This window comes from Luteimonas deserti (genome assembly GCF_013425765.1).
In the GTDB taxonomy this organism is placed as follows: Bacteria; Pseudomonadota; Gammaproteobacteria; order Xanthomonadales; family Xanthomonadaceae; genus Luteimonas; species Luteimonas deserti.
On sequence record NZ_JACCJZ010000020.1, the window covers coordinates 796,398 to 821,787 of the forward strand.

Sequence of the window (25,390 nt, forward strand, 5' to 3'; positions counted from 1 at the left end):
ACATACACCCCGTGGCTCGCGATACGCGCAATTTCGTCCTCTTGTCCGACCACGGCGACACCTTGCGGCTGGTGTCGATGCGGGGCAGCGAGCGGCTCGGCGCGCTCTTCGACTTTCGGCTGCGTGTCGCGTCGCGCGATCCCAAGCTCGATCTGGTGGCGATGCTGGGCACGCCGATGCGGGTGCACATGGCCATGCCCGACGGCTTCGAGCGCTGGTTCCACGGCATCGTCGTCGAGGCTGCGCAGGACGGGTTCACGGTCATCGACGACGTGCGCCATGCGCTCTACGCGCTGGTCCTCGCGCCGAAGCCCTGGCTGCTGACCCAGCGCAGCCACAGCCGCGTGTTCGCCAATCGGGATGCGGTGGACATCGTACGCAAGGTCCTCGCGGACATCGGCTATTCGGACGTGCGCACCAGTACCACGGGCCGGTTGCCGGTGCGGGAAACCTGCGTCCAGTACCGCGAGGACGATTTCGCGTTCATCAGCCGGCTGATGGAGCAGGAAGGCCTGTACTACTGGTTCGAGCACGAGGACCAGCGTCATGTGATGGTGCTGGCAGACGGCATCGGGGCCCACGCCGGATTGCGCAGCGGCCGCGCGGTGGGCTGGATCGACGGTGCGCTACAGCGCGACCGCGCCGCCACCGGCGTCGCCGAATGGCGCCCGGCGCATGCGGTGCACGCGACCGCGGCACGTCTGACCGACTTCGATCCCCTGCAGCCGCGTGCGTCGCTCGAAGGTCGCGGCGATGCGGTGGCGGCGTCGGGGCTGCACGGGGTGGACGCGCTGGAGCTGTTCGACTTCGCAGGCGCGCAGACCAGTGCCGGCGAGCACCGGCGCCTGGCGCAAGTCCAACTGGAAGCGCGCAGCGCCGCGCGAGCCCGCTACACGGCCTGCAGCGACGTTTACGGCATCGCGGCCGGCGCCCTGTTCGATCTTCGGGGCTCCCCGGGCCGCCGGTTCGACCAGGGCTATCTGGTCACCGCCGCGCAATACGAGCTCACCGTTGCCGGCCCCGCATCCGGAGACGAGGCCGGAACGCCGCCGTGGACCTGCACGTTCGAAGCGATCGACAGCCGCCTCCCGTTCCGCAGTCCGCAGACGACGCCGCGCCCGCTGATCGCAGGATTGCAGACCGCGACCGTCTGCGATGCCGGCGGGGCGGGAGAGGACGAGGCCATCGTGGTCGACCAGCACGGCCGGGTGCACGTGAAGTTCCATTGGGCGGCCAGCGCGAAAGGCGACGAGCGCGACCAGGTGCAGTCCTGCCCGGTCCGCGTGGCATCCCCGTGGGCCGGCAAACAGTGGGGCATGGTGCATATACCGCGGGTCGGCCAGGAAGTCGTGGTGAGTTTCCTCGAAGGCGATCCGGACCGGCCGCTGATCGTGGGCAGCGTCTACAACGGCGACCACGCGCCGCCGTATCCGCTGCCCGCCGAGAAGACCCGCAGTGGCATCCGCAGCCGCAGCGAAAGCGGCGGCGCGGCGGACTTCAACGAGATCCGCTTCGAGGACAAGAAGGGCAGCGAGGAGCTGTTCTTCCACGCCCAGAAGGATCTGCGCGAGGAAGTGGAGAACGACCATCACGTGCTGATCGAGCACGACCAGATCGGCGAGGTCAGGAACGACCAGACCGGCAAGGTGGGCCGTGACCGTGCGCACAAGGTCGGCAACGACGATGCGCTGGAGGTCGGGAACAACGGCACGACCCGAATCGGCAGCAAGTTCAAGCTCGACGCCGGCAGCGAGATCGAACTGGTCACCGGCCAGTCGAGCATCGTCATGAAGAGCAACGGCGACATCCGGATCAAGGGTATGAACATCGTCATCGAGGGCCAGCAGTCGATCGCGGCGGAAGGCGGCGTGCAGGTCAAGATCAAGGCGGGGGCGACGATGGAGGTCAAGGCCGGCGCGACGATGACCCTCAAGTCCGACGCGATGCTCACCGCCGAGGGCGGCGCCACGGCGACGGTCAAGGCACCGGTGCTGAACCTGCAGGGTCAGGGACTGGCGCAGCTCTCGGCGCCGCTGATCAAGATCGGATGAGGCCGACCGTGGACGATCCAGTGGCCCAGGCCTGCATCGAGATGGGTGTCGAGGACCGGGCGCGTGCGCTGCTCGCTCCCGGGCTGTCCGCGCAGGAGGCGGTGCAGGTCCTGCTGGATGCCCACCAGGTGCAGGCCGCGCTGCAGTTGCTGGCGCGTCTGCTGCCCAAGCGCTACGTGGTGGCCTGGTTGTGCCAGTGCGCGCGGGGCGAGGCGCTGGGCGACGACGACCGCGCCGGCGCGGCCCTGGCCGAACAGTGGGTCAGGGACCCGATCGAGCACAACCGCCGCATCGCCTACGAATTCGCGAGTGCCGACGGCTACTGCACGCTGGGCGGCTGGCTCGCCGCGGCCGCCGGCTGGTCGGGCGGAAGCCTCGCGCCCGCCGCGCAGGAGACGCCCGTGCCGCCGCCGCCGTTCCTGACCGCACGCGCGGCGACGGCGGCCGTCAACCTGCTCGCGGCGATCGAGCCCGACCGCCTCGACACGCGTCGCATCGCCTTCGCGCAACGCGCTCTGGTGTTGCTGGCCGACCACGCGGGTGCCAGTGCGCCCCGCACCGACTCTACGAGGACCCCGACGTGAACGAGCGCAGCCTGACCCTCAAGATCGTCGGCGCGCAGCCACCGGCCGGCGTGCGCGCCATGCATGTGTTCCGGGCGTCCGGCGGCAGTATCGGCCGCGCGGACGACTGCGACTGGGTCCTCGCGGCGCCCGGCATCTCGCGCGTGCATGCGGTCGTTCGCTATGTCCACGGGCTGTACTTCCTGGAGGACCGCAGCACCAACGGCATGCTGCGCAACGGCGCGCCGCTGTCGCGCGGTGAGCCGGTCACGCTCGACGACGGGGACAGGCTGCAGATGGACAGCTTCGAGCTGGCCGTCGGTCTTGCCGTCGATGCAGCGGCGGCCGGACCATCGCCCCTGGATGTCGCAGCCGATGAAGACCGCACCATCGTCGTGCCGGCCGCGGCGGCCGCAGGCACCACGTCGGCGGCGGCGTCCGTGCACTTCGGCCGCGAGGACGACGACTGGGATTTCGGCCTCGGGCCCGCGACGCCGGAACCGCACGCGCGCGTCGTGCCGGCGACCGCGCCCTCGCACATGCACGCGCCCGCCGGCGACGGGCTCGACGCCCTTCTCGCAGGCTTCGGTGGCGCGGCACCTCCGCCCGAACTCGATCCGCTGCGCCTGTTCGACCCGGTGCCGGCGCCGCCACCTGCGGCCGGCGGCCACTGGAACCACTCGGACGCAGCGAGCGCGCATTTCCAACCGCCACGCGGGGCAAACGGCGCGGGCGTGCAACTGCCGGAGACCTGGGACCTCACCCAGGGCGACTTCGCGCCCCGTCCTTCGCCCGCCAGCCCGCCGGCGGGTCCTGCCGCCGGCGACGATGTCGACGCGATCCTGCGGATCGTGGTCGACGGCGTCATGGAGACGCTGCGCGCACGCGCGGAGATCAAGAACACGTTCCGGCTGCCGGTGACGATCATCCAGCGCAGCGAGAACAATCCACTGAAGTTCGCGGCCACCCCGGACGAGGCGATGCGGCGCCTGTTCGAGCGCGACAGCGCGTTTCTCGGCGGATCCGACGCATTCGAGGACGCGTTCGACGACATCCGCTGCCACCAGATGGCCATGTTGGCCGGGATGCGCGCCGCCTTCGAATCGCTGCTGGCGCATTTCAGCCCGGAGCGGGTGGAACGGGAGGTCGATGCGGGCGGACGCGGCCTCTTCGGTGGCAAGGCCCGCTACTGGGAGCGGTATCGCGACGACTTCGGACGTGCCGCCAAGGACCCGGACACCGCGTTCCGCATGCTGTTCGGTGACGAGTTCGCCCGCGCCTACGAGGCGCAGCTTGCGCGCCTGAAGAGCGCGCGCAGGCGGAACGCCCGCTAGGCGCCGGTCGGCGGGCGACGGCCGCCCGGAGTGGCGCCCGGCTCCACGTGCCGGCGGGCCCGACGTGCCGGATGCCGTGCGCGGCACTGAGACGGAATGTCGGGCTGCCGCGGTCCTCCGCGGCGAGGATTCGGCTCAGCCTGGCGTACGACGCGCCACGGTTCCATCCAGCGGATGGCGCAGGGGATGCCGGCGGTGCCGGCGATCGCGCTTCCGCGTGAGCGAGCACGCAGCGACGATGACGCAGAACAACAAGATCGTCTGGAGCGAAGGCCTGTTCCTGCGCCCGCAGCACCTGCAACAGCAGGAGCGTTACCTCGAGCGCTGCATCGAACTGCGTGCCGGAAGCCTGCGTGGTCAGGGCTGGGGCTTCACCGAACTGGAGCTCGAACCCGACCTGCTGGCGGTCGGGCGCATCGGCCTGCGGCGCGCGCGCGGTGTGTTTCCGGACGGGACGCCGTTCTCGATGCCGGACGACGACCCCCTGCCGGCGCCGTTCGAAGTTGATACCGGCAGCCACGACGACACCGTGTTCCTGACCGTACCGCTGCGCTCGGCCTCGCAGCCCGACAGTGCCTGGCCCGACGCGCCCGCCGACCGACTGGTGCGCTTCCGCGTCCGTGAGACCGACGCGATCGATGCCTCCGGCAGCATCGACGGCAGCGTCGTGATCGAGGTCGGCGGCCTGGCGACGCGGCTGCTTCCGGGCTCCCGGCCCCTGGACGGTCTGGCGCGGATTCCACTCGCCCGTGTGGTCGAATGCCGCGCGGACAACCGCGTGGTGCTGGACGAGGGGTTCGTGCCGACCACGCTCGACGTGCGCGCCGCGCCGCGCCTGGCGACGTTCCTGGTCGAGCTGCTCGGCCTGCTGCACCAGCGCGGCGAAGCGCTCGCCGGACGCGTGTCGGCGACCGATCGCGGCGGTGCAGCCGAGATCGCCGACTTTCTTCTGCTGCAGGCGGTGAACCGGTGGCAGCCGGTGGTCGCCCACTGGAGCGAAGCCGCGACTCCCCATCCGGAAACCCTGTTTGCCGCGCTGGTGTCGATGGCGGGCGAGTTGGCCACGTTCACCGCGCCGGGCAAACGTCCGCCGGCGTTTCCGCCGTATCGGCACGAGGACCAGCGCGCAGCGTTCGAACCCGTCGTCGCGTCGTTGCGCGGCAGCCTCAGTGCGGTGCTCGAACAGACGGCGACGCCGATCCCGATCCAGCAACGCAAGTTCGGCGTCTGGGTTGCGGTCGCCGGCGATCCCGGCCTGTTCGACTCGGCCGCCTTCGTGCTCGCCGCACGTGCCGATCAGCCGGCGGAGGCGCTGCGTCGTCATCTGCCCGCCACCGCCAAGATCGGCCCGGTCGAGAAGATCCGCGACCTGGTCAATCTCCAGCTGCCCGGCGTGGGCCTGGCCCCGATGCCGGTCGCGCCCCGGCAGATCCCCTACCACGCGGGCCACGTGTACTTCGAACTCGACCGTCAGTCGCCGCTCTGGCGCGAGCTGCGGGGGGCGGGCGGTCTGGCGCTCCACTTCGGCACCGGCACACCGGGCCTGGAGCTGCAGCTCTGGGCGATCAGGGGATAGCGTATGCGCAGCCGGCCACAGGACATCCTCGAGGACGCGACGATCGTCAGGCCGGGCAGCGCGGACCGCCTGCCGCTGCCCGGGGCGGGGGAGGCGATGGCGGGGCCGCCCGCGCCGGAAGAGATCAGCGCCTTTCTCGGTCGCGGACGCAATCCGCTGCTCCACGCCGCCAGTCCACTGCTGCTGCTTGCGGTGCAACTGCGGCACAGCGCCAATGCCGGCGACGCCGAGGCGCTGCGCGCGCAGGTGCAGACCCAGGTGCGCCGCTTCGAATCCCGGCTCGCTGAGGGCGGGGTGGGCACGCAGACGATCACCGCAGCGCGCTACGTGCTGTGCGCGACGCTCGACGAGGCGGTGCTCAACTCGCCGTGGGGCGAGCGCAGCGGCTGGGCCAGCCGGACGCTGCTGGTGACCTTCCATGGCGAGTCCTACGGCGGGGCCCGCTTCTTCCAGCTGCTCGACCAGCTGCTGCAGGACGTGCCCCGGCACATCGAACTGCTCGAGCTCATGTACGCCTGCCTCGCGCTGGGGTTCTCGGGGCGCTTCCAGATCGAAGCAGGAGGCCGCGCGCGTCTGGCCGACATCCAGGACGATCTGCAGCGTCGCATCCGCGCCCAGCGCGGCGCCTTGCCCGATGCACTCTCGCCGAACTGGCGCGGGCTCGACCAGCGCGGCAGTCCGCTGGCGCGCCGGCTCGCGCCGTGGCTGGTGGCGGGCGCCTGCTTCGCCGTCGTGCTCGGCGTGTACGGCTGGTTCCACGTGCGTCTCAACGAGCTGGCGGCACCGATCGGCGCCGAGGCTGCGCGGATCGGCCTGGCCTCGGTCGCGCCGCCGGGCGACGCCCCGCGCCCGCCGCCGACGCTCACGCTCGCGCAACTGCTTTCGAGCGAGAAGCGCGCCGGGCTGTTGGAGGTCGACCAGCGTGCGGACGGCCAGGCCTGGGTGCGGTTGTCGGCGGGCGCGATGTTCGCCTCCGGCGGCGACGAACTCGACGGCGATGCGCGGGCGCTGGTGTCCCGCGTCGGCGCGGCGCTCGAACAGCTCCCCGGGCGCGTGCTGGTCGTCGGCCACACCGACGACCAGCCGTTGCGCTCGCTGCGTTTCAAGGACAACTACGCGCTGTCGACCGCGCGCGCCCAGGCGGTCGCCGAGGTCGTCGGGGGGTCGCTGACCGACCCGGGCCGCATCGAGGTCGTCGGTGCGGGCGCCTCGCAGCCGCTCCTGCAGCCGGCGTCGCGGCCGGAACACCGCGCCCGCAACCGGCGCGTCGACATCCTCTACCAGCCGGGGAACTGAGCGATGGGCAAGCTGCTTCTTTTCCTGCGCTCGGGCGCCGGCCTCTGGGTGATCGCGGTGCTCGTGCTGAGTGCACTGGTCTGGATCGGCGGGCCGTGGGTGGCGGTGGCCGGACGCATGCCGCTGGCGACCGGGTTCGCACGCGCGCTCGCGATCGCGTTGCTGCTGCTGGCCTGGGCCACGGTGGTCGGCGTGCGCCGGGTCCGCGAGCGTCGTCGCGCGCAGGCGATGGGCGCCGCGCTCTCCGCCTCGACGGCCGGTGACGACGATCGCGAGAGCAGCAGCGCGGCCGAGCGGGCCCAGCTCGAGGCCCGCTTCCGCGACGCGGTGAAGCTGCTTCGCACCCGCGGCGGTCGGCGCAGTCTCTACGCGCTGCCTTGGTACGTGGTGATCGGGCCGCCCGGCTCGGGCAAGAGCACCCTGATCCGCAACTCGGGGCTCGAGTTTCCGCTCGCGGGCCGCTTCGGCAAGGACGCGCTGCGCGGCGTGGGCGGAACGCGCAACTGCGACTGGTGGTTCACCGGCGACGCGGTCTTCCTGGACACCGCGGGTCGCTACACCACCCAGGATTCCGACGCCGAATCCGACGCCGACGGATGGGGCGGCTTCCTGCGTCTGCTGCGGCGGTTCCGCAGGGAGCGGCCGCTCGACGGCGTGCTGGTCACGATGAGCATGTCCGACCTGCTGCTGCTCGACGAGCGCGAGCGCGACGCCCACGCCCAGGCCGTGCGTCACCGCCTCGACGAGCTGCAGGACCAGCTGAAGATCCGCCTGCCGGTGTATCTGGTGTTCACCAAGTGCGATCTCGTCGCGGGCTTTTCCGAGTTCTTCGACGATCTCGACCCCGCGCAGCGTGCGCAGGTCTGGGGCATGACCTTCCCTGCGGAGAAGACCCTCGACGGCAGCGCGGTGCGCGGCTTCGCACAGGCCTTCAACGCCCTGGTCGAGCGCCTCGACGGGCGGCTGGTCGAGCGCCTGCACAACGAGCGCGACCGCAGCCGGCGTGCGGCGATCCTGTCGTTTCCGCAGCAGTTCGCCGCCTTCGGCGACATCGCGCGCGAGTTCGCCGATGCGGTGTTCGCCGGCAGCGCCTACGGGGCCGCCCCGTTGCTGCGGGGCGTGTACATGACCTCGGGCACCCAGGAAGGCACGCCGATCGACCGGATGATGGGCGCGGTCGCGCGCACGTTCGGTGTCGACGCGGGACGGGTCCACGCGCCGGGCTTGCAGCGACGCACCTTCTTCGTCGAGCGCCTGCTTCGCGAGGTGGTGTTCGCCGAGTCCGGTTTCGCCACCGGGCTGGCCGGCAGCGGGCGGCGACGCCTCGGCGCCTCGTTGGCGATGGCCGCCTGCCTGGTGTGCACGGTCGGCCTGGTCCTCGCGATGACGGTCAGCCACGCGCGCAACACGCGCTATCTCGCCGACGTGCAGGCAGCGCTCGACGCGCGGCCGCTGGTCGCCGACCTCGAGACCGCGGAGACCGCCCCGCAGTACTTCGCGCTCGCGCTGCAGCGTCTCGAAGCGTTGCGCCCGGTGGTCGACACGGCGACGGCGCACGACGAGCGCGTGCCGTGGTCCATGCGCGCCGGCCTGTACCAGGGCGGCGCGGTGGGTGGCCAGTTGCACGACGCCTACCTGCGCGAGCTCAACGCGACCTTGCTGCCGGGGCTCGGCGCGCAGTTCCGGCGCGGCCTGGCCGGCAACGCGGACGATCTGCAGGCGCTGTACTACTACCTCAAGGGCTACCTGATGCTCGGTCAGCCCGGGCGCGCGGACGCAGCCGAGCTCGCCTCGCTGGCCTCGATCGAGTGGCGACGGCTGTTCCCGCGTGATCCGGTGCTGCAGACGGCGCTGGCCGGCCATTTCGATGCGCTGCTCGCGCAGCCCGGCGCACTGCGAGCCTTGCCGCTGGACCAGGGTCGGGTCGAACAGGCACGCACCACGTTGCGCGCGGCCGATCTCTCTGCGCTCGTCTACAGCAGTCTGCGGCTGGCGCTCGAGGACCGCAGCGACGACACCCTGCGGCTCGATCAGGCGCTGGGTCTGGGAGGCGAGGCGTTCCGCCGTCGCAGCGGGGCGTCGATGTCGGCGCCGTGGCCGGCGCTGTATACCCAGCCGGTCTTCGCCCGCCAGGTGGCGGGAGGCATCGAGGACGAGGTCGACCGGTTCCTGGCCGACGATTGGGTGCTCGACACCGGCGCCGGGGACACGCTGTCGCGCGCCCGGGCGGTGCAGCAGGTCCAGGCGCTTTACGAGCAGGACTATCTCCGCGCCTGGGACACGCTGCTTGCCGACCTGGAGCTCGTGCCGGCATCGGACCTGCAGCAGGCCAGCGCGCTCGCTGCGCGTCTGGCGGCGCCCGGCTCGCCGTTGCGGCTGCTGCTGGCACGGGTGCGCGAGCACACCACCGACATGCAGCGCCTGCCCGCACCGGAGGCGACGTCGGAGGCCTCGGCCGCTGCCGCCGTGGAGGCCGGCGTGGCCGCCACGGCGGCCGGCCAGGCCGGTGCGGCGCGTGCCCGTGCACTGGAGGCAGTGCTCGGACGGGATCCCGCCGGGGATGCCCCTGCAGCCGGCGCGGCGATCGAGACCCACTTCGCGCCGCTCAACACGCTCACCGAGGGCGCGGCCGGCAGCACACCGCTCGATCGCGCCCTGCTCACCGTCGACGAGCTCGCCAAGGCGCTGCTGACCCCGCCGGCCGGAACCGCGCCGGGCCAGCCACCGGCGCAGTTGTCGCTGGTGCGCCAGGTCGTCGCGCAGCTGCCGGCGCCGGTCGACCGGTGGCTCGCGGCGCTGACCGGCGACAGTGCCGAGCTGCTGGCCGCCGGGCAACGCGATGCGCTCGCCGGCCAGGCACGCGAGGCCATCGGCCAGGATTGCGGCAATTTCACCCGGGGCCGCTACCCCTTCGATCTCGCCGCCGAGGCCGAGATTCCCTTGCAGGATTTCGGCGAACTGTTCGGGCCGGGCGGTCGCTTCGATCGCCTCTTCCGTGAGTCGCTCGCCGCGCGCATCGACACGAGCGGGACGGTCTGGCGCTGGCGCGACGCCCCCGGACTGGCTGCCGGACCGCCGGGATTGCCTGCGCGCATGCAGGCCGCCGATCACATCCGCCGCGCGTACTTCCGCGGCGGTGTGCTTCCGGAGGTCCGCTTCACCCTGCGCCAGGCCCGGCTCGAGGGCCCCGTCGCCCGGATCGAGATCGACGTCGACGGCCAGCCCTTCGCCTCGTCGGCGGGCGAAGAGGCCGCCAGGCCGATGACCTGGCCCGGGCCCACGCCCGGCCAGGCGTCGCTGACCGCTTTCGACGTCGCCGGTGCGCGCCTGGGCCGGATCAGCCGGCAGGGCGACTGGGCGCTGTTCCGGCTGCTCCAGGCCGAGTCGCTGAGCCGCAGTTCCGACACCGACTACGTGGCGCGTTGGTCGATCGGCGGGGGCCGCGTCGAGCTGCCGCTGCGCGCGGCCAGTCTGCGCAATCCGTTTCTCGACAATGCGCTGCAGGCGTTCAACTGCGGGGATCTGGCATGAACGCGCCCGGCTATTTCGGCAAGCTGCCCGGTGCCGGCGATTTCGTGCAGCGGCGCCTGCCTCCTGCGTTCGTCGACGCGTGGGACCGGGCGTTTTCCCACGCCGTCGCGGGCACCCGCGACCGCTACGGCGACGCGTGGCAGGTCGCGTGGCGACATGCCGCCACCTGGCGTTTCCTGCTCTCGCCCGGGATTGCCGGACAGGCGGCGTGGGCGGGCGTGATGCTGCCCGGGTGCGACCGGGTGGGCCGCTGCTTTCCGATGGTGGTGGCGGCCGCGCTGCCGGCGGGCATCGGCGCGCCGGGTGTCCTCGCGGAGGATGGACACTGGTTCGAACTCGTCGCCGGGGTCGCCGAAGCCGCGCAACGGGATCCCGCGGTCGACGCCGTGCAGTTCGATGCGGCGGTCGCGGGCCTCGTGCCCCCGGACGACCCGGACGAACCGACCGTTCCCACCCCGCCACCGGGGTTCGATCCGGCGCGGCGCGGCTATTGGCTGTCGCTGCCGGGGCACGGCGTGCGCATGCCTTCGGCGCTGTGGCACCGGCTGGCCGCGGCGGGCTGCGCACTCTGGTGGGCGCCGGGCAGGCAAGGGGCGGCGGGCAGTCTCCGCGTGGATCGCGGCCTGCCCGATACCGCCACCTTCGCGCAGCTGCTCGGCATCCTCCCGCAGGCGGGTGCGGCGTGATGGGCGCTTCCGCACGACGTTCGAGCGGGCGGACCGATCCGGGCAAGGTCCGACGCTGCAACGAGGATGCGATTCTCCTGCGCGACGACGCCGGGCTCTGGGTCGTGGCCGACGGCCTCGGCGGTCACAGCGCCGGCGACTACGCCAGCGGCCTGATCGTCGAACGGCTGGCGGCGCTGCACCGACCGGACGACCTCTGCGATTTCATCGACGCCATCGAGGACGTGCTCGAGGACGTCAACGCCGAACTCATGCGTGTGGCGGAATCGCGGGGTGGCGATCTGATCGGCTCGACCGTCGTGGTGCTGGTCGACGACGGGGACGTGGTCCTGTGCGGCTGGGTCGGGGACAGCCGCGGCTACTGCTTCGACCGTCGGAGACTGCGCCAGATCACCCTGGACCACGTCCACGGCGCACGCGACGACGTGACCCGCTTCGCCGGCGCCCAGCCGCAGGCGCCGGCAGGGGCGCTCACGCGTGCCGTCGGGGCGCAACCGCAGCTGTTCGTCGACTGGACGATCGCCGACAGCGCGGAGGGTGCGACCTTCGTGTTGTGCAGCGACGGGATCAACAAGGAAATCGGCGACGAGGAACTGAATCTCGAGTGCAGACGCGCCCGGGACCCGCAGGCGCTGGTGCGAAGGCTGTTCGAACTCGCGCTGGGCCGGGCCGCGCGCGACAACGTCTCCGCCATCGCGGTGCAGCTGGGGGAGGTGCGATGAAAGGAGACGGATACGACGTGGTTGAACTGATGACGGCCCTGCGGCGGGGCGAAGTCGACCTGGGCGCGGTGCTGCAGGCCCTGTCGGCGCGTGGGGTGCTGCCGGCTGCCGAGTACGAAGCGGGTGTGGAGACCCTGTCGCGCTTCCGCCAGGAACTCGACGAGACCACGCTCGTGCAGTTGCGCGAGCGGCTGGATGCGATGCGGCCGACGGCGTCCGGGGAGGCGCCTTCCGACGCGGACGCGACGATCGTGATGCCGCTCGCGCGGCGCGCGCCTCCGGCGGACGCCGCCGGTGAGGCGGCTGACGACGCGACCCGTGTCGCGCCGCGCGCGCCGGCGCCACGTCGCAGCGCGGAATCGGCCACGGGCACCGGGACGGGCAGCGCGACGGGCACCGCAGGCACGGAGGCCGGCTGGGCCGGGATCGCCGACGCCGCGATCGGCGAGGTCGCCAGCGTCGGCATGCTGCTCAAGGGACGCTTCCTGCTCGAGCGCGAGCTGGGCCGGGGCGGCATGGGCGTGGTCTATCTCGCGCGCGACGAGCGCAAGGTCGAAGCGCAGGACCGCGATCCCTATGTCGCGGTCAAGGTGCTCAACGACGAATTCAGGCGGCACCCCGACTCGCTCGTGGCCCTGCAGCGCGAGGCGAGACGTTCGCAACGCCTCGCACACGACAACATCGTGCGCGTCTACGACTTCGACAAGGCCGGGACCATCGTCTACATGACGATGGAGTACATCGACGGCTCGGACCTGCGGACGCTGATCCGCGAGCGTGCCTTCGACGGCATGCCACTGGCCCGCGCGCGGCCCCTCATCGAGGGCATGTGCTGGGCGCTCAAGCGCGCCCACGCCGCCGGGATCGTCCACTCGGACTTCAAGCCCGGCAACGTGATGGTCACGCGCGAGGGAATACCGAAGGTCTTCGACTTCGGGATCGCGCGTGCCGGCAAGGCCGGCGTCGGCGCCAGCGGCGAGGTCACCGTATTCGATGCCGCCACGCTCGGCGCGCTGACTCCCGCGTACGCCAGCCTGGAAATGATCCAGGGGGCCGATCCCACCCCCACCGACGATATCTACGCCCTGGGGTGCGTGTGCTTCGAACTGCTGACCGGGCGCCATCCCTTCGACAAGGTCAGTGCCGAGGTCGCTCTGCGCGAAGGACGCGTGCCTCCGAAGGTGCCCGGCCTGACCGCGCGCCAGTACCGCGCCCTGTGCCGCGCGGTCGCCTTCCGCGCCGGCGAGCGCACGCCCCGCGTCGAGGACCTGCTCGAGGGCCTGCGCGAGGTGCCGGCGCGCGAACGCCTCATGCCGCTCGTCGGCTACGGAACCGCAGCCGCGATCCTGATCGGTGGCGCGGGCTTCGGCGCCTCGTACTGGCTGCACCAGCGGCAGCTCGCGGCGGTGATCGCAGGATTCTCCGAGGCCGACGGCGCCTTTACCGACGAGACCGCCGCGATGCGTGCCCTCGCAGGCCTGGCGGCAGCCGATCGCGACGCGCTGGTGCTGGCCGAGAACACCCGCATCGAAGCCTTCCTGCTCCGGCGCCTCGATGCGCTGTGGAATCCGTCCGAGGGACGCTACGACTACGCACAGGCGCAACAGGTGTTCGCGTTGCGCAACGACCTGCGCCTGTTCTCGCCGGCGCTCGACGAACGCGCCCGCGCCATCGCCGTCGAGCGCGATGCCCTGCTCAACCAGCTGGATACGGAGCTGGGCACGCATATCGCGGCCGGACGCCTGTTCGACGCCGAGGGCGGCGCCGCCGGCACGATGGAGCGCATCCGCGCGATCGATCCGGCGAGCGCGCTGCTGCGCCATCCCGGCCTGGAGCTGGCCTACGCAGATGCGGTCACGAATGCCGCGCGGGCGGGGCGCCTCGACGAAGCGGTCGAGTCCATGCGCCGGGCGGAAACGGTCTTTCCCGGATCGCTGCGTCTGCAGCTGGCGGGCGTCACCCTGGACGCGGCGCTCGAGCGGCATGCAGGCGGCGCTGACGCGGTGGCCCGGCCACGTGACGCGGACGCTGCGCGCCTGTTGCTGGCGGAGCGCATCGCCCAGCCGGCGACCGACGCGCGGTGGCGCGCCGATGTGGCGGCGGCGCTCTCCGTGCTGGACGAGGCGCCCGGGCTTCCCGGCGATGCCGGGTTGCGCGCCGGACTGACGCGGGCGATCGCCCACCGGGCCGCGTCCGCGACCGAACCCCTGGACGTGGCGCGCGCGGCGGAACTGGTGCGCTTCGGCCTCTCGATGGCGCCCGACGATGCGGCGCTGCGCCGTCAGGACGCACGCCTCGGAGGGCTGCAGCAATCGCTCGAGCAGCGCCTGTCGCGCGAAGCGGCGACAGCCGAGGCCGCGGCCAGGGCCGAGTCGCTGCGTCGTGCGGCAGCCGCCGGGGACCTGGCGAAATCGCGCGAAACGCTGCAGCAACTGCGCAAAGTGGCGCCCGACGACGCCTTCACCCGGGCCGCGGGGCCCGCCCTGGTCGCCGAGGCCCACCTGGCGGCCGCCACCCGCGCTGCGGACACGGGCGACGTTGCACGGGCGGCGGCGATTGCCCGCGCTGGCGCCGATCTGCTCGGCGAGCGTTCCGATCTGCGTGCCGCCCGGGCGCGGTATGCACTGGCCGTGGATGTCGAAGCAGCGACGCGCACCCCGCCGGATGCGGCGGCACACGCCGCGCTGCTCGCACGGCTCGACGAGATCCTGCGCCGCGACGCGAGCGGGCTGGCCACACTGGAAGCGCAGCTGCGCGAGCGCGGCACGCTGCCCGAGGGCGGGTTCGCCGCGAGACTCCGCGCACTCGCGCCAGAGTTGCAGCCCTCGTCCGGTGCGCCGGTCGCGCCGCGTGCGCGGCCCGGACGCAGTGGCAGCACTGACGCCGCGCAAGCAGCGGGCAGCGCGGCCACTGCGCTGGTCGATCCGGAGGACGTGCTGCCGCCGGTACCCGATGGTCCGGATCCGTGCGGACGTCCGGGCCTCGAGGGGCGGGGGCGGTTCTGCTTCGATGCGATCGGCGACGGCCGCGGACCCACCTTCGTCGTGGTGCCGGGCCTCGACGGCGCAGCGCCGTATGCGTTGTCACGTTCGGAGATCACGGTCGGCGAGTTCAACGCCTACTGCACGGCGACCGGGCGCTGTCGTCCCTTGCCCTCGGCGACTGCGGCCGCCGCCGCACTGCCGGCGACCGGCGTCACGCTCGCCCAGGCGCGCGGGTATGCCCGCTGGCTGATCCATGCCACGGGCGGTTGGCGCTACCGTCTCCCCACGGAGGCCGAGTGGCGCCATGCCGCCCGCGCCGGCGCGGGCTGGCGCCAGGCGCCCGACAGCAATTGCGTTCCGCCCACGGCCGATGCGGGCAGCGCGGGTGGCCCGGTATCGGCGCGAGGACGCGCCGCCAACCCCTGGGGCCTGATCAACATGAGCGGCAATGTCTGGGAATGGACGGAGTCGGGGGGGAGCGTCGCCGTGCACGGCGGCGGCTTCGGCAGCCTGTGGTCGGAGTGCACGGTGGATGCGCGGCGGGCCGACTCCGGCGCGGCCCAGGCGGACGTCGGCTTCCGGCTGGTGCGGGAGCTGAAATGAGCGACTGGGAACGCGACGCGAACAAGGCGCTGCAGGCGCTCGGCGAGGCCTGGCAGCAGGGCGGCATCAGCCGCGAGACCTATCGCGCGCGACGGCGGCGCCTGATCGCCGCGTTGCGCGAACGCCGCGACGAGACTGAGCGTCGCGCGGTAGGATCGCCCGCGCCCGCGGACGCGCCGCCGCCGCACGGGGAAGCCGGGCCGATGGCCGTGCCCGGCGGCGGCATGCGGCGCGGGTCGGTGATTCATGCGCGCGGCGCCACGATCGTCGCGGTGTCCGTCGCGATCGCGCTTGCGCTGGCGGCGTGGATGGTGTGGTCGATGGAGCAGGGGAATGTCTGAAGTCACAGGGAAGCCGGCGCGCGCGCGCATGTTGCGTACCGCGCGCGCGGGTGCCTGCGCGATGGCGCTGTCGGTCTCGGCCTCCGGTCTCGCACAGGACGGGGCACCCCCGGCCGGCTGGCAGCCGGGGGATCAGGAACGCGCGTTGCGCGCGCGTCCTGCGGAGACCGCGCCGCCGCTGTCCGTCGTGCCGCCGCTCCGCGAACGCGGCAGCGCGCAGACGGGCATGCTGGAAATCCGTGGATTCCGGATCACCGGTGTCGGCGAGCACCCGACCCGGGGCATCACACCCGCGTCGATGCAGGCGCTGCTCGATGCCTACTACGCGGAGGTCTCCGGCGGGGCGGACCGGGTGACGCTGGACTTCGACCGCATCGCCGATGCCGCGTTGCCGGTGACCGCCGCCTACCGCGCGGCCGGCTACGTCGTGTCGGCCGCGTATCTGCCGGCGCAGTCGGTCGGCGCGGACGGGATCGTCGAGATCGCCGTGCTCGAAGGGCGCCTCGGCCGGGTGATCGTCGAGGGAAACGAGCGCGTGCGTGCAACGGCCGTGGCCGCACCGGCGCGGCGCCTGACCGGACGCATCCTGCATCGCGACGAAGTGGAGGCGGCGCTGCTCGCGATGCGGGACCTGCCCGGCATCGCCACCGCTGCGGTCCTGCAGCCCGGTGCGGAGACGGGCGAGACCGATCTGCTGGTCACGGTGACCGAGGAACCGCGGCCGTACTCGATCTCGATCGGCGCCAGCAATCACGGGACCGAGCTCACCGGCCGCAACCGCGTGCAGCTGGGCGTGGCCTGGCGAAACGCATTGGGCGTGGGCGATGTCGTCAGTCTCGGCTATGCGCGGGGCTATGCCCCGGCGCAGAGCGATTTCGCCTCGTTCGCTTGGACCGTGCCGGTGCCCGCCCTCGATGGCGTCTCGCTCGTCGCCGCTTACAGCCGCAGCGAGATGGAAGTGCGGCGTGGGCCTTTCGCGCAGCTCAATCTCACCGGCCCCACCGCCGTCGCGCAGCTCGGCGCGGACTGGCGGTTCGTGAGCCGGCCCACCCTGCAGATGCAGGGCAGCGCACGCTACGTGCGCGAGCGCTCGCAGTTGCAGGTCTTCGGCGGGATGCAGCTCTCGGATCAGGCTTTCGACGTCGTCGATCTCGGCTACGTCCTGCGCCATATCGATCGCCGCGCGCGCGGCGTCAACCTGGTGCAGGCCAACCTGCGCCATGCCGTCGACGACCGCTCCGCCGCCGGCCCCGATTCGATCACGCCCGCACGCAGCAGCGATTTCACCCTGCTGCGCCTGTCGCTCGCGCGCATGCAGTATCTGACGCAGTCCCAGCGCCTGTTCGCGCGCGTGTACGGCCAGTACACCGACGACGTGCTGGTGCCGATGGAGCAGATCGCGCTGGGCGGGCCGGACAGCATCCGTTCGCTGCCCGTGTCCGATGCGCTCGGCGACCGGGGCTACCAGGCCACGCTCGAGTACCAGGTCGACGCACCGGGATTCGGCGCGGTCGCGTCCCCGTTCGGCGGACGTCCCTGGCGCGATCTGCTGCAGTTCGAACTCTTCGCCGACCACGGCCGGGTGACCGCGTCGCCCGGCAGCCTGTCGCCGGCCGAGGGCCGCACCTACAACGGCGCCGGCGCCGGCCTCCTGTTCCGCCTGCCGCACGTCCACAACTTGGAGCTGCGCATCGCCGGCGCGGTGCCGGTGGGCGGACGGTTCGATGCGTCCGATGGCGACGATGTCCGGGTCTGGGCCCGGTTCGGCATGACGTTCTGAGAGGGCACCACGATGAATCGCATTTTCCGCCTCGTCTTCAACCACGCGCTCGGCCAGGTGCAGGTGGTGTCCGAACTCGCGCGCCGGGCCGGGCCTGCGGTGCGCGGCATGCGCGCGGCGCCGCAGCGGACGCGAATGCTGCTGGCGCTGATGCTGCTGCCGGCCGGCGCATGGGGCCAGCTGCCTGTCGGCACGCTGCCCACCGATGGCGTCCCGACGGGCGGTTCGGCGACCTTCGATTCAACGGTGCCCGGGGTGCTCACCATCGTCCAGAGCGGCCGGACCGTCATCGAGTGGGAAGCCTTCAGCATCGGCGAGCAGGCGCGGGTGAACTTCGACCAGACCGCCGGCAGCATCGCGCTCAACCGGGTCACGGGTAGCACGGCGTCGCAGATCCTGGGCACGCTGGACGCATCGGCCGGGATCTTCCTGATCAATCCGCGCGGCATCCTGTTCGGCGCCGGGGCATCGGTCAACGTCGGCAGTCTGCTGGCAACGACACTGGAGCCCGGGCCCGAGTTTCCGGGCGACCAGCGCGATGCGCTGACGCGGTTCGTCGACGGCGACGGCCAGCTCAACCTGGTCTCCGTCGGCGCGCCGGGCTTGGTCATCAACCAGGGCGCGCTGACGACCCGGGCGAGCGGCGGCTCCATCAGCCTGGTCGGCGGAAGCGTGCGCAACGAGGCGGGCGCCCGCATCGTGGCCGACCGGGGACAGGTGAATCTCGTCGGCGCCGGCGCGGCGGATGTCTCGCTGAGCGCTGCCCATGAGGTCGTGCCGAGGGCGACGACAGGTCCGGCGGACGGCGTCACCATCCTGGTCGACAACGCCGGTCGTGTGCAGGCCGACGGTGGCGGGATCGCGATGATCGGCACACCGGGGCTGGCCCAGGTCGGGATCGCCGTGAATACGAGCGGCATCGTATCGGCCACCACGCTCGACGGGATCGCCGGTAGGGTCGACATGCGCGGTGGCGATGCCGATCTCGTGGTGGGCGGCGAGGTCGTCGCCGCCGGCACACTCGGCCTCGTCTCCCACCGCGCCGTTCACCTGACCGGCGACATCAGTGCCGGGACGCTGACGGCGACCGGCGCGGACATCACCCAGAGCGGAGGCGCCGGCAGCCGGGTCCGCAGCAGCGAGACGCGCCTTACGGCCGACAGCGCCGGCCAGAACGGCGACATCGCACTGGACAGCCGCGGCAACGTGTTCGGTGGCAGCACCTTCTTTCATGGGCGCAACGTCAGCCTGGCGGGAAGCGGCGATTTCGAGATCGGCGGCGGCAATGGTGTCGGTCTCGATGCGCTGCGCGCGAGCGGCAGCCTCTCGCTCGACATGCACGGCGTCATCGCGCAGCGCGACGGAGTACGGGTCGACGGCACCGCCAGCATCGTGACCGACGGCCGGGCCATCACCCTCGATCACGGCGGAAACGCATTCAACGGCCGTGTCGACCTCGCTGGCGGCGCCGTGCAGCTGGCAAACGCGGGTGCACTGATGCTCGGCGACGTCGCCGCGACGTCGCTCGCGGTCACGGCGAACGGCGCGGTCTCGCAGAGCCTGGGCACGGCCATCGACGTCAGCGGCGCCACCGCCATCGATGCGAATGGCGCGGCCATCACGCTCGCCAACGCGGGCAACGATTTCCGCGACACCGTGGCCCTGCGCGGCGGCGTCACGCGTATCCGTGACGGCAACGCGCTCACGCTGGGCACGCTGTCGACCGGCGCGTTGACGGTGGAGGCCGGCGGCGCGCTCGATCTGGGGCAGGGCAGCGTGGGCCTGCTCGTGGCCACGAGCGGGGGTCCGATCACCCAGAGCGGCAATCTCGTCTTCGGCGCCGCCAACCAGACCAGCCTGCTCGACGCCGGAGGCACGGGCGCGATCACGCTCGACCGCTTGGGCAACGTGGCCAACGGGCGCGTCAGCGTCACGGGCGGCGACGTCGTCATGCGCAGCGCGACCGGCCTGGTCCTCGACGATGTCAGCACGGCCGGTCTGAATGTATCCGCCAGCGGCGGGGTTTCGCTGGGACGCGGCCAGATCACCGGAAACCTGACGGCGACGACGTCGGGTGTGGTGATCCAGGGCGGCGCGCTGGCGGTAACGGGGACCACGTCGATCGACGCGAACGCGGGTGGCATCACCCTCGCCAACCCGGGCAATGCGTTCGGGGGCGCGGTGTCCTTGCGCGGCGGCACGACCACGATCCAGGCCGGCGGGACGCTGCGCCTGGCCTCGGCCGCCACGACGTCACTGGCCGCGACGGCGGGTGCGATCCAGCTCGGCGGCAGCTTCACCTCGAGTGGGCCGCAGACCTTCACCGGACCGGTCCGCCTGGTCGGCGATACCGTGCTCAACGGCACAAGCCTCAGCCTGTCGGGCGCTCTCGACGGTGCGTACGCCCTGACTGCCGCAACATCCGGCAATGCGAGCTTCGGAGGTGCAGTCGGCGCGGTCGACCGTCTGCGTGCGTTCTCGGTCGACGCGAGGAGCCTGTCCACTGCGTCCACGGTCTCGGTCGACGGTCCGCTGTCGATGTCGGTGGTGTCCGGGGGCATCAACCAGGGCGGCGCCTTCACCATCGCTGGTCCGGCGGCGTTCAGCGCCGGCGCGGGAACGATCGCACTCGACCGGTCGGACAACGACTTCGGCGGGCGGGTCGATCTGGCTGGATCGGTCGTCCGCCTCCGCGACGCGAATGCGCTGGTTCTGGGCGCGGTGACCGCCGGCACCCTGTCGGCACGGTCGGGCCTGACGCTGTCGCAGCAGGGCGCGATCGACGTGACCGGTGATGCGTCGTTCATCGCGGACACGCCCGGCGACCTGCAGTTGGCCCGCGACGACAACCGGTTCGGGGGCACCGTCTCGCTGGCCGGACGCAACGTGGCGATCGCATCGGCGGATCGCCTCCGACTGGGCGCGGTCGCGGCCGAATCCCTGGTCGCCGCGGCACCGCGCATCGAGCTGCCCGCGTCATTGCAGACCAGCGGCCAGCAGGTGTACCGGGGTGACTCGATCCTCGTCGCCGACACCGCGCTCACCAGCCTGTCCGGCGACATCCGCTTCGACGGTGCCCTGGACGGCGCCCACGCCCTGAGGGTCGACGCGGCCGATACGCTGGTGCTCGGGGGCGCGGCGGGCGGCAACACGGCGCTCGCGTCGCTCGACGCCCGCGCTTCCGGCCTCACCCGCCTGGGCGGCGACGTGACCGCGACCGGGGACATCCGGGTCTCGGATCTCGAAGTGGCAGCGGCGGACAGCACCGTGCGCAGCACGGCCGGTGGAATCCGCGTGGACGGGGCAACGGAGGCAGGCGGGCCGGGGCAGGGCGCGCTGGATCTGCGCGCAGCCGATGCGGTGGTCCTGGTCGGGGACGTCGGTGCAGGCACCGCGTTGAGTCGCCTGGCAATCGACGGTGCCAGCGTGGACACGGCAGGTATCCGGGTCGACGACACCCTGTCCGTGCGCAGTTCCACCGGCCTCGCCCAGCGCGGCGACTACCGCGCGGGAGGCGATGCCACGTTCGAGTCGGCGGGGGACATCGTGCTCGACCGTGACGGCAACCGCTTCGGCGGCCAGGTGGCGTTGCGGGGGCGTGACGTCACCTTGCATACCGGGGGCGCGGTGTCGCTGGGGGCGGTCCAGGCAGACGCCCTGGCGGTGCGCAGCGGGGCGACGATCACCCAGGGCGCGGGGCTCGACATCGGTGGGGACCTTCTTCTCCAGGCAGCCGACGACATCGCGCTGCGCGCCGCGGACAACCGCTTCGGTGGCGATGTCCGGGCGACGGCGGGTGGCGACCTCGCGCTGCGGAGTGCCGGCACGCTGCATGCGGTTGCGATCACCGCCGGCACCGATGCCGATGTGTCGCTGCGTGCGGACGCGCTGGACCTCCAGACCGCGATCGACACGGGGCAGGGCGGCCTGACGCTGGTTGCCGATGCCGACACCCTGGTGATCACGAACGCCCTGCGTGGCAGCACGGTCGAACTCGAGGGCCGCAGCGGCGTCGTCCTCGCCGCGGATGTCGTCGGGCGCGACGCGCTCGCCGTGTCGAGCGCAGCGGGGACCATCCTGCAGACCGGCGGCACGGTCGCTGGCGGCACCACGGCGCTCGACGCCGCCGGCGACGTGATTCTCGGATCGGCAGGCAACGACTTCACCGGCACCGTCTCGGTGCGCGGGCGGGACGTGAGGCTGCGTGATGCCAACAGCCTGGTGCTCGGCCGGGTCGAGGCCCGAAGCCTCGACATCGAGGCGGCCACGATCGCACTCGGCGGCGCCATTGCCACCAGCGGCGGTCAGCGCTGGCGAGGCGATGTGACACTGGCGGGTGAGGTCTCGCTCGAGAGCGCTGCCGGCGACCTGCTGTTCGATGGCAGGGTCGATTCGGCGAGTGACGCCACGGGTGCACTGGCGGCGCGGGCCGCCGCCGGTGACGTGCGTTTCCGCGGTCCCGTCGGCGGGCTCCGGGCACTCGAGGCGCTGACGGTGGCGGGCGGGGCGGTCACGCTCGAGGGCGCGCTGGCGGTGCGCGATCGTCTGTCGATCACGGCGGCGCAGGGCGGCATCGCCCAGGCCGCCGCATTCGACGTGGGAGGCGATGCACGGTTCGTCGCCGGTTCGGGCGACATCCGGCTGGATCGAGCCGGCAACGATTTCCGGGGTGCGGTCGAGCTGGAGGGCGCCTCGGTTTCCATCGCCGACACGAACGCCCTGCGACTCGGCGCCGTCGAGGCCGCTGCGCTGGCTGTGTCGGCGGGCGACGGTCTGAGCTTCGAGGGGCAGGTCGGGGTCGACGGTGCACTGACCGCGACGGCGGGCGGCGACATCGTGCAGACGGCCGCCGGCACCATCGCGGCGCAGGACGCACGTTTCGTCGCCGGCGGCGACATCGATCTGGCGGCCGCCGGCAATGCGTTTGCCGGAACGGTGGATCTCGAGGGAGAACGCATCGTCCTCGCCGATGCGGATACGCTCTGGCTCGGTGCGGTCGACGCTTCGTCGCTGGACGTGCGGGCCGGGGACGCGCTCGCGTTCTCCGGGACCACGCGTGTGGCCGGACGCCTCGATGCGCGCGCGGGTGGTGCCGTCGGCCAGACGGGCGCCGGCGCGCTGATCGTCGGCGGCGGTGCCGCATTCGAGGCCGGCGGAAACATCGATCTGGCCGGGGCCGGCAACGTGTTCGGTGGCCCGGTCGATCTGGCGGGCGGGGCGGTCGCGATCTCGGGCGGGCAGACACTGGCTCTCGGCCGGACGGATGTCGGCGCGCTGGTGGCGAGCGGTGCCGGGGCACTGGTCTTCAGCGCGAGCGCACGGATCGAGGGGGCGCTGACGGCCACCTCGGGCGGCGGGATCACGCAGGGCGCCGGCGCGGACCTGGGCGTCGGCGGCGACAGCGTGTTCACCGCGGGCGGCGCGATCGATCTGCGCGCCGTGGACAACGATTTCGTCGGTGCCGTGTCGCTGGCGGGCACCGGTGTCGCGATCGCCGATGCGAACGCCTTGCGTCTGGGTACGGTGGACGCGGCGAGCCTGGACGTCGTCGCGCACGACGGCGTGCACTTCGGCACGGCAACCCGCGTCGCGGGCCCGCTCGCCGTGGAGGCGGGCACCGGCGCGATCGAGCAGGACGGGGCGCTCACCGTCGCCGGGACCAGCCGCTTTTCGACAGGTGGCGACATCAGTCTGGACAACCCCGCGAACCGGTTCGGCGGTCGCGTCGCCCTCGCCGGTGATTCGATCCGGATCGCGGCGGTCGATACCCTGGCGCTCGGTACGATCGATGCCGGCAGCCTGCGGGTGCTGGCCGGCAGGATCGCCTTGCGCGGCGACGTCGCCACGGACGATGACCAGGTGTTCGAAGGCGATGTACTGATCGATGGGGACACGTCGTTGTCCGCGGGTGGCGATGTGCGTGTCTCGGGCGCGACGACGGGCCCGGGTGCACTGGCAGTCGCAGCGGTGGGGAATGCGGCATTCGAAGGTGCCGTCGGCCTCACGGAGCTGTCGATCGACGCCGGCCGGGTGACGTTCGGTTCCACGGTGGCGACCGCCGATGCGCTGTCGATCAACGCGGCGGCGGGCGGCATCACGCAGGCGGCAGGCTTTTCGGTCGGCGGCGCGGCGCGCTTCGATGCGAACGGCGCTGAGATCACGCTCAACCGCGACGACAACGATTTTGCCGGCACGGTCGAACTGCGTGGCGGCGCCGTGTCGATCGCCGACGCGAATGCCCTCACCCTGGGATCCGTGGACGCGGCCACCCTCGACGTGCGCAGCCGGGGCGCGCTCGCACTGGGGCCGGCTGCGATCACGGGGACGTTCGATGCCGACAGCGGTGGATTCGCGATCACACAGACCGGTGCGCTGGCGGTCGCCGGCGCGACGACCCTCCGGGGCGGCGACATCACGCTCGCCGATCCGGACAACGACTTCGGTGGCACCGTGTCGCTCCAGGGCGGTGCCGTCCGGATCCGCGACGCGGGCACGCTCGCGCTCGGCGTCGTGCGCGCCGGCGCATTCGACGCCCAGAGCCGGAGGGGAATGGAGCTTGGTGACGTGCGCATCGAGCGTGAGCTGATCGCCCGCAGCGGCGACGGAATCGGGCAGCTCGCGGCACTCCGTGTCGGAGGTTCGGCGATCCTCGACGGCGGCAGCGGCGACATCCGGCTCGACGATGCCGGCAACGATTTCGCCGCGCCTGTCGATGTCGCGGGACGCGCAATCTCCCTGCGCGACGCCAACGACCTCGTCCTGGCGCGGCTGGCGAGCGGTACAGATCGCGACGTGCAGCTGGTCGCCGGCGGTGCACTGAGCCTGCCTGCACAGACGCTCGATACCGGCACGGGCGCGCTGCGGGTGTCCGCGCTTGGTGGTGTCCTGGCGACACGCGGCGCGCTTTCAGGCGGTGATGTCGACCTGCAGGGCGCCGGCGGAATCACCTTGGGCCACGACGTGGACAGTCGCGGCCAGCTGACCCTGCGCAGCGGGGGCGACCTCACCCAGACCGGCGGCCGCATCGCCGCGGGCACGCTGACCGGCGTGGTGGCCGGCAAGGCACGCATGGAAGGCGCGAATGCGATCGGCAGGCTCGGTGCGTTCTCCGCCACCGGCGTCCATCTTGCCAATACGCAGGCGCTGACCCTTGCGGGGCCGCTCGCGGCGGGCGCGACGCTGCACCTGCGCGTGGCCGGGGATCTCGCCATCGACGCGCCCGTGTCGGCCGAGGCGCTGCGTCTGGAGGCGGACGGCGGCATCACCCAGTCGATCGACGGCCGCCTGATCGCGGGTCAGCTGAGCGGTCGGGCGGGCGGGGCGGTCGATCTCGGGAATGCGACACGCGTGGTCGACAACCAGGTCGACCGGATCGGCGATTTCGCCGCGCGCGGGGGATTCAATATGACCAACGGACGCACGCTGACCCTGGGCGCGTTCAACGGCAGTCGCTTCACGATCGATGCGGGGACGTCCGATTTTTTCCTGTCTGTCGACGGCGACCTGCTCCAGGACGGGACCGACTGGCTCTACAACGGCCGCGGCACCTGGGCTGCGACGGGCGCCATCGGACGCTCCGCGTCCCCGATCTATGTCACCGGACTCTCGATGCAGACCGTGTCCGCGATCGGAAGCCCTCCGGCGTACTTCTACGCGCTTCGTCCCGACGGCTCGCTGCTGCCGATCGGCGGCGCCGCGGCGGTCAACGTGCCGACCTCGGTCTGGGCCGGACGCGCGCAGGCATCGAGCAACCGCCAGGTGGCCTACGTGGACGTGGGTGCCGACGCTTCCAACTATCGCGCCTACGGCATCGTCGGGGCGGGCATCCGCCTGCCCGACGACCAGGCACCCGAGTGCGATCCCGACTTTCCCAGTGACGAGTGCGCCGACGCGGCGCAGTGATGCCCAGCCGGCCGGAGACGA

12 protein-coding genes are annotated in these 25,390 nt (G+C 72.3%); all 12 read left to right on the top strand.

The window, feature by feature from the left end:
* Positions 1-11: 11 nt before the first annotated feature.
* The 12 genes from H0E82_RS16275 (at position 12) to H0E82_RS16330 (ending at position 25,369) form a co-directional block, all read left to right on the top strand.
* Positions 12-2,051 carry a type VI secretion system Vgr family protein gene (locus H0E82_RS16275; protein ID WP_328797070.1) on the top strand — a complete coding sequence of 680 codons (2,040 nt, stop codon included), beginning with the start codon at positions 12-14 and terminating at the stop codon, positions 2,049-2,051.
* Between the two features lie 41 nt (positions 2,052-2,092).
* Complete coding sequence (locus H0E82_RS16280; protein ID WP_425600359.1) at positions 2,093-2,635, top strand: DUF6931 family protein; 543 nt, start codon at positions 2,093-2,095, stop codon at positions 2,633-2,635.
* Complete coding sequence (gene tagH, locus H0E82_RS16285) at positions 2,632-3,948, top strand: type VI secretion system-associated FHA domain protein TagH (protein WP_180546488.1); 1,317 nt, start codon at positions 2,632-2,634, stop codon at positions 3,946-3,948. Before H0E82_RS16280 ends, tagH begins: the two co-directional genes overlap by 4 nt.
* A 238-nt stretch (positions 3,949-4,186) precedes the next feature.
* Positions 4,187-5,524 carry a type VI secretion system baseplate subunit TssK gene (tssK, locus tag H0E82_RS16290; protein WP_180546621.1) on the top strand — a complete coding sequence of 446 codons (1,338 nt, stop codon included), beginning with the start codon at positions 4,187-4,189 and terminating at the stop codon, positions 5,522-5,524.
* Positions 5,525-5,620: 96 nt separating this feature from the next.
* The gene (gene icmH, locus H0E82_RS16295) at positions 5,621-6,820 is read left to right on the top strand and encodes a type IVB secretion system protein IcmH/DotU (protein WP_219338600.1); all 1,200 of its coding nucleotides are present in this window, start codon (positions 5,621-5,623) and stop codon (positions 6,818-6,820) included.
* Positions 6,821-6,823: 3 nt separating this feature from the next.
* Positions 6,824-10,351: a type VI secretion system membrane subunit TssM gene (tssM, locus tag H0E82_RS16300; protein ID WP_180546490.1), complete on the top strand. Its 3,528-nt coding sequence runs from the start codon at positions 6,824-6,826 to the stop codon at positions 10,349-10,351.
* Entirely contained in the window at positions 10,348-11,037 is a 690-nt protein-coding gene (gene tagF, locus H0E82_RS16305) for a type VI secretion system-associated protein TagF (RefSeq protein ID WP_180546491.1), read from the top strand. Before tssM ends, tagF begins: the two co-directional genes overlap by 4 nt.
* On the top strand, positions 11,037-11,759 hold the full coding sequence (locus tag H0E82_RS16310) for a PP2C family protein-serine/threonine phosphatase (protein ID WP_180546492.1): 723 nt from the start codon (positions 11,037-11,039) through the stop codon (positions 11,757-11,759). The genes tagF and H0E82_RS16310 overlap by 1 nt, the downstream gene beginning before the upstream one ends.
* Complete coding sequence (locus tag H0E82_RS16315; RefSeq protein ID WP_180546493.1) at positions 11,756-15,346, top strand: bifunctional serine/threonine-protein kinase/formylglycine-generating enzyme family protein; 3,591 nt, start codon at positions 11,756-11,758, stop codon at positions 15,344-15,346. Before H0E82_RS16310 ends, H0E82_RS16315 begins: the two co-directional genes overlap by 4 nt.
* A complete protein-coding gene (locus H0E82_RS16320; protein ID WP_180546494.1) occupies positions 15,343-15,687 on the top strand; it encodes a hypothetical protein in 345 nt (114 codons plus the stop codon). The genes H0E82_RS16315 and H0E82_RS16320 overlap by 4 nt, the downstream gene beginning before the upstream one ends.
* A gap of 28 nt (positions 15,688-15,715) precedes the next feature.
* Positions 15,716-17,467 (top strand): ShlB/FhaC/HecB family hemolysin secretion/activation protein, encoded by a 1,752-nt coding sequence (locus tag H0E82_RS16325; protein WP_425600360.1) that lies wholly within the window; start codon positions 15,716-15,718, stop codon positions 17,465-17,467.
* Between the two features lie 12 nt (positions 17,468-17,479).
* On the top strand, positions 17,480-25,369 hold the full coding sequence (locus H0E82_RS16330) for a two-partner secretion domain-containing protein (protein WP_180546495.1): 7,890 nt from the start codon (positions 17,480-17,482) through the stop codon (positions 25,367-25,369).
* Positions 25,370-25,390: the final 21 nt, after the last annotated feature.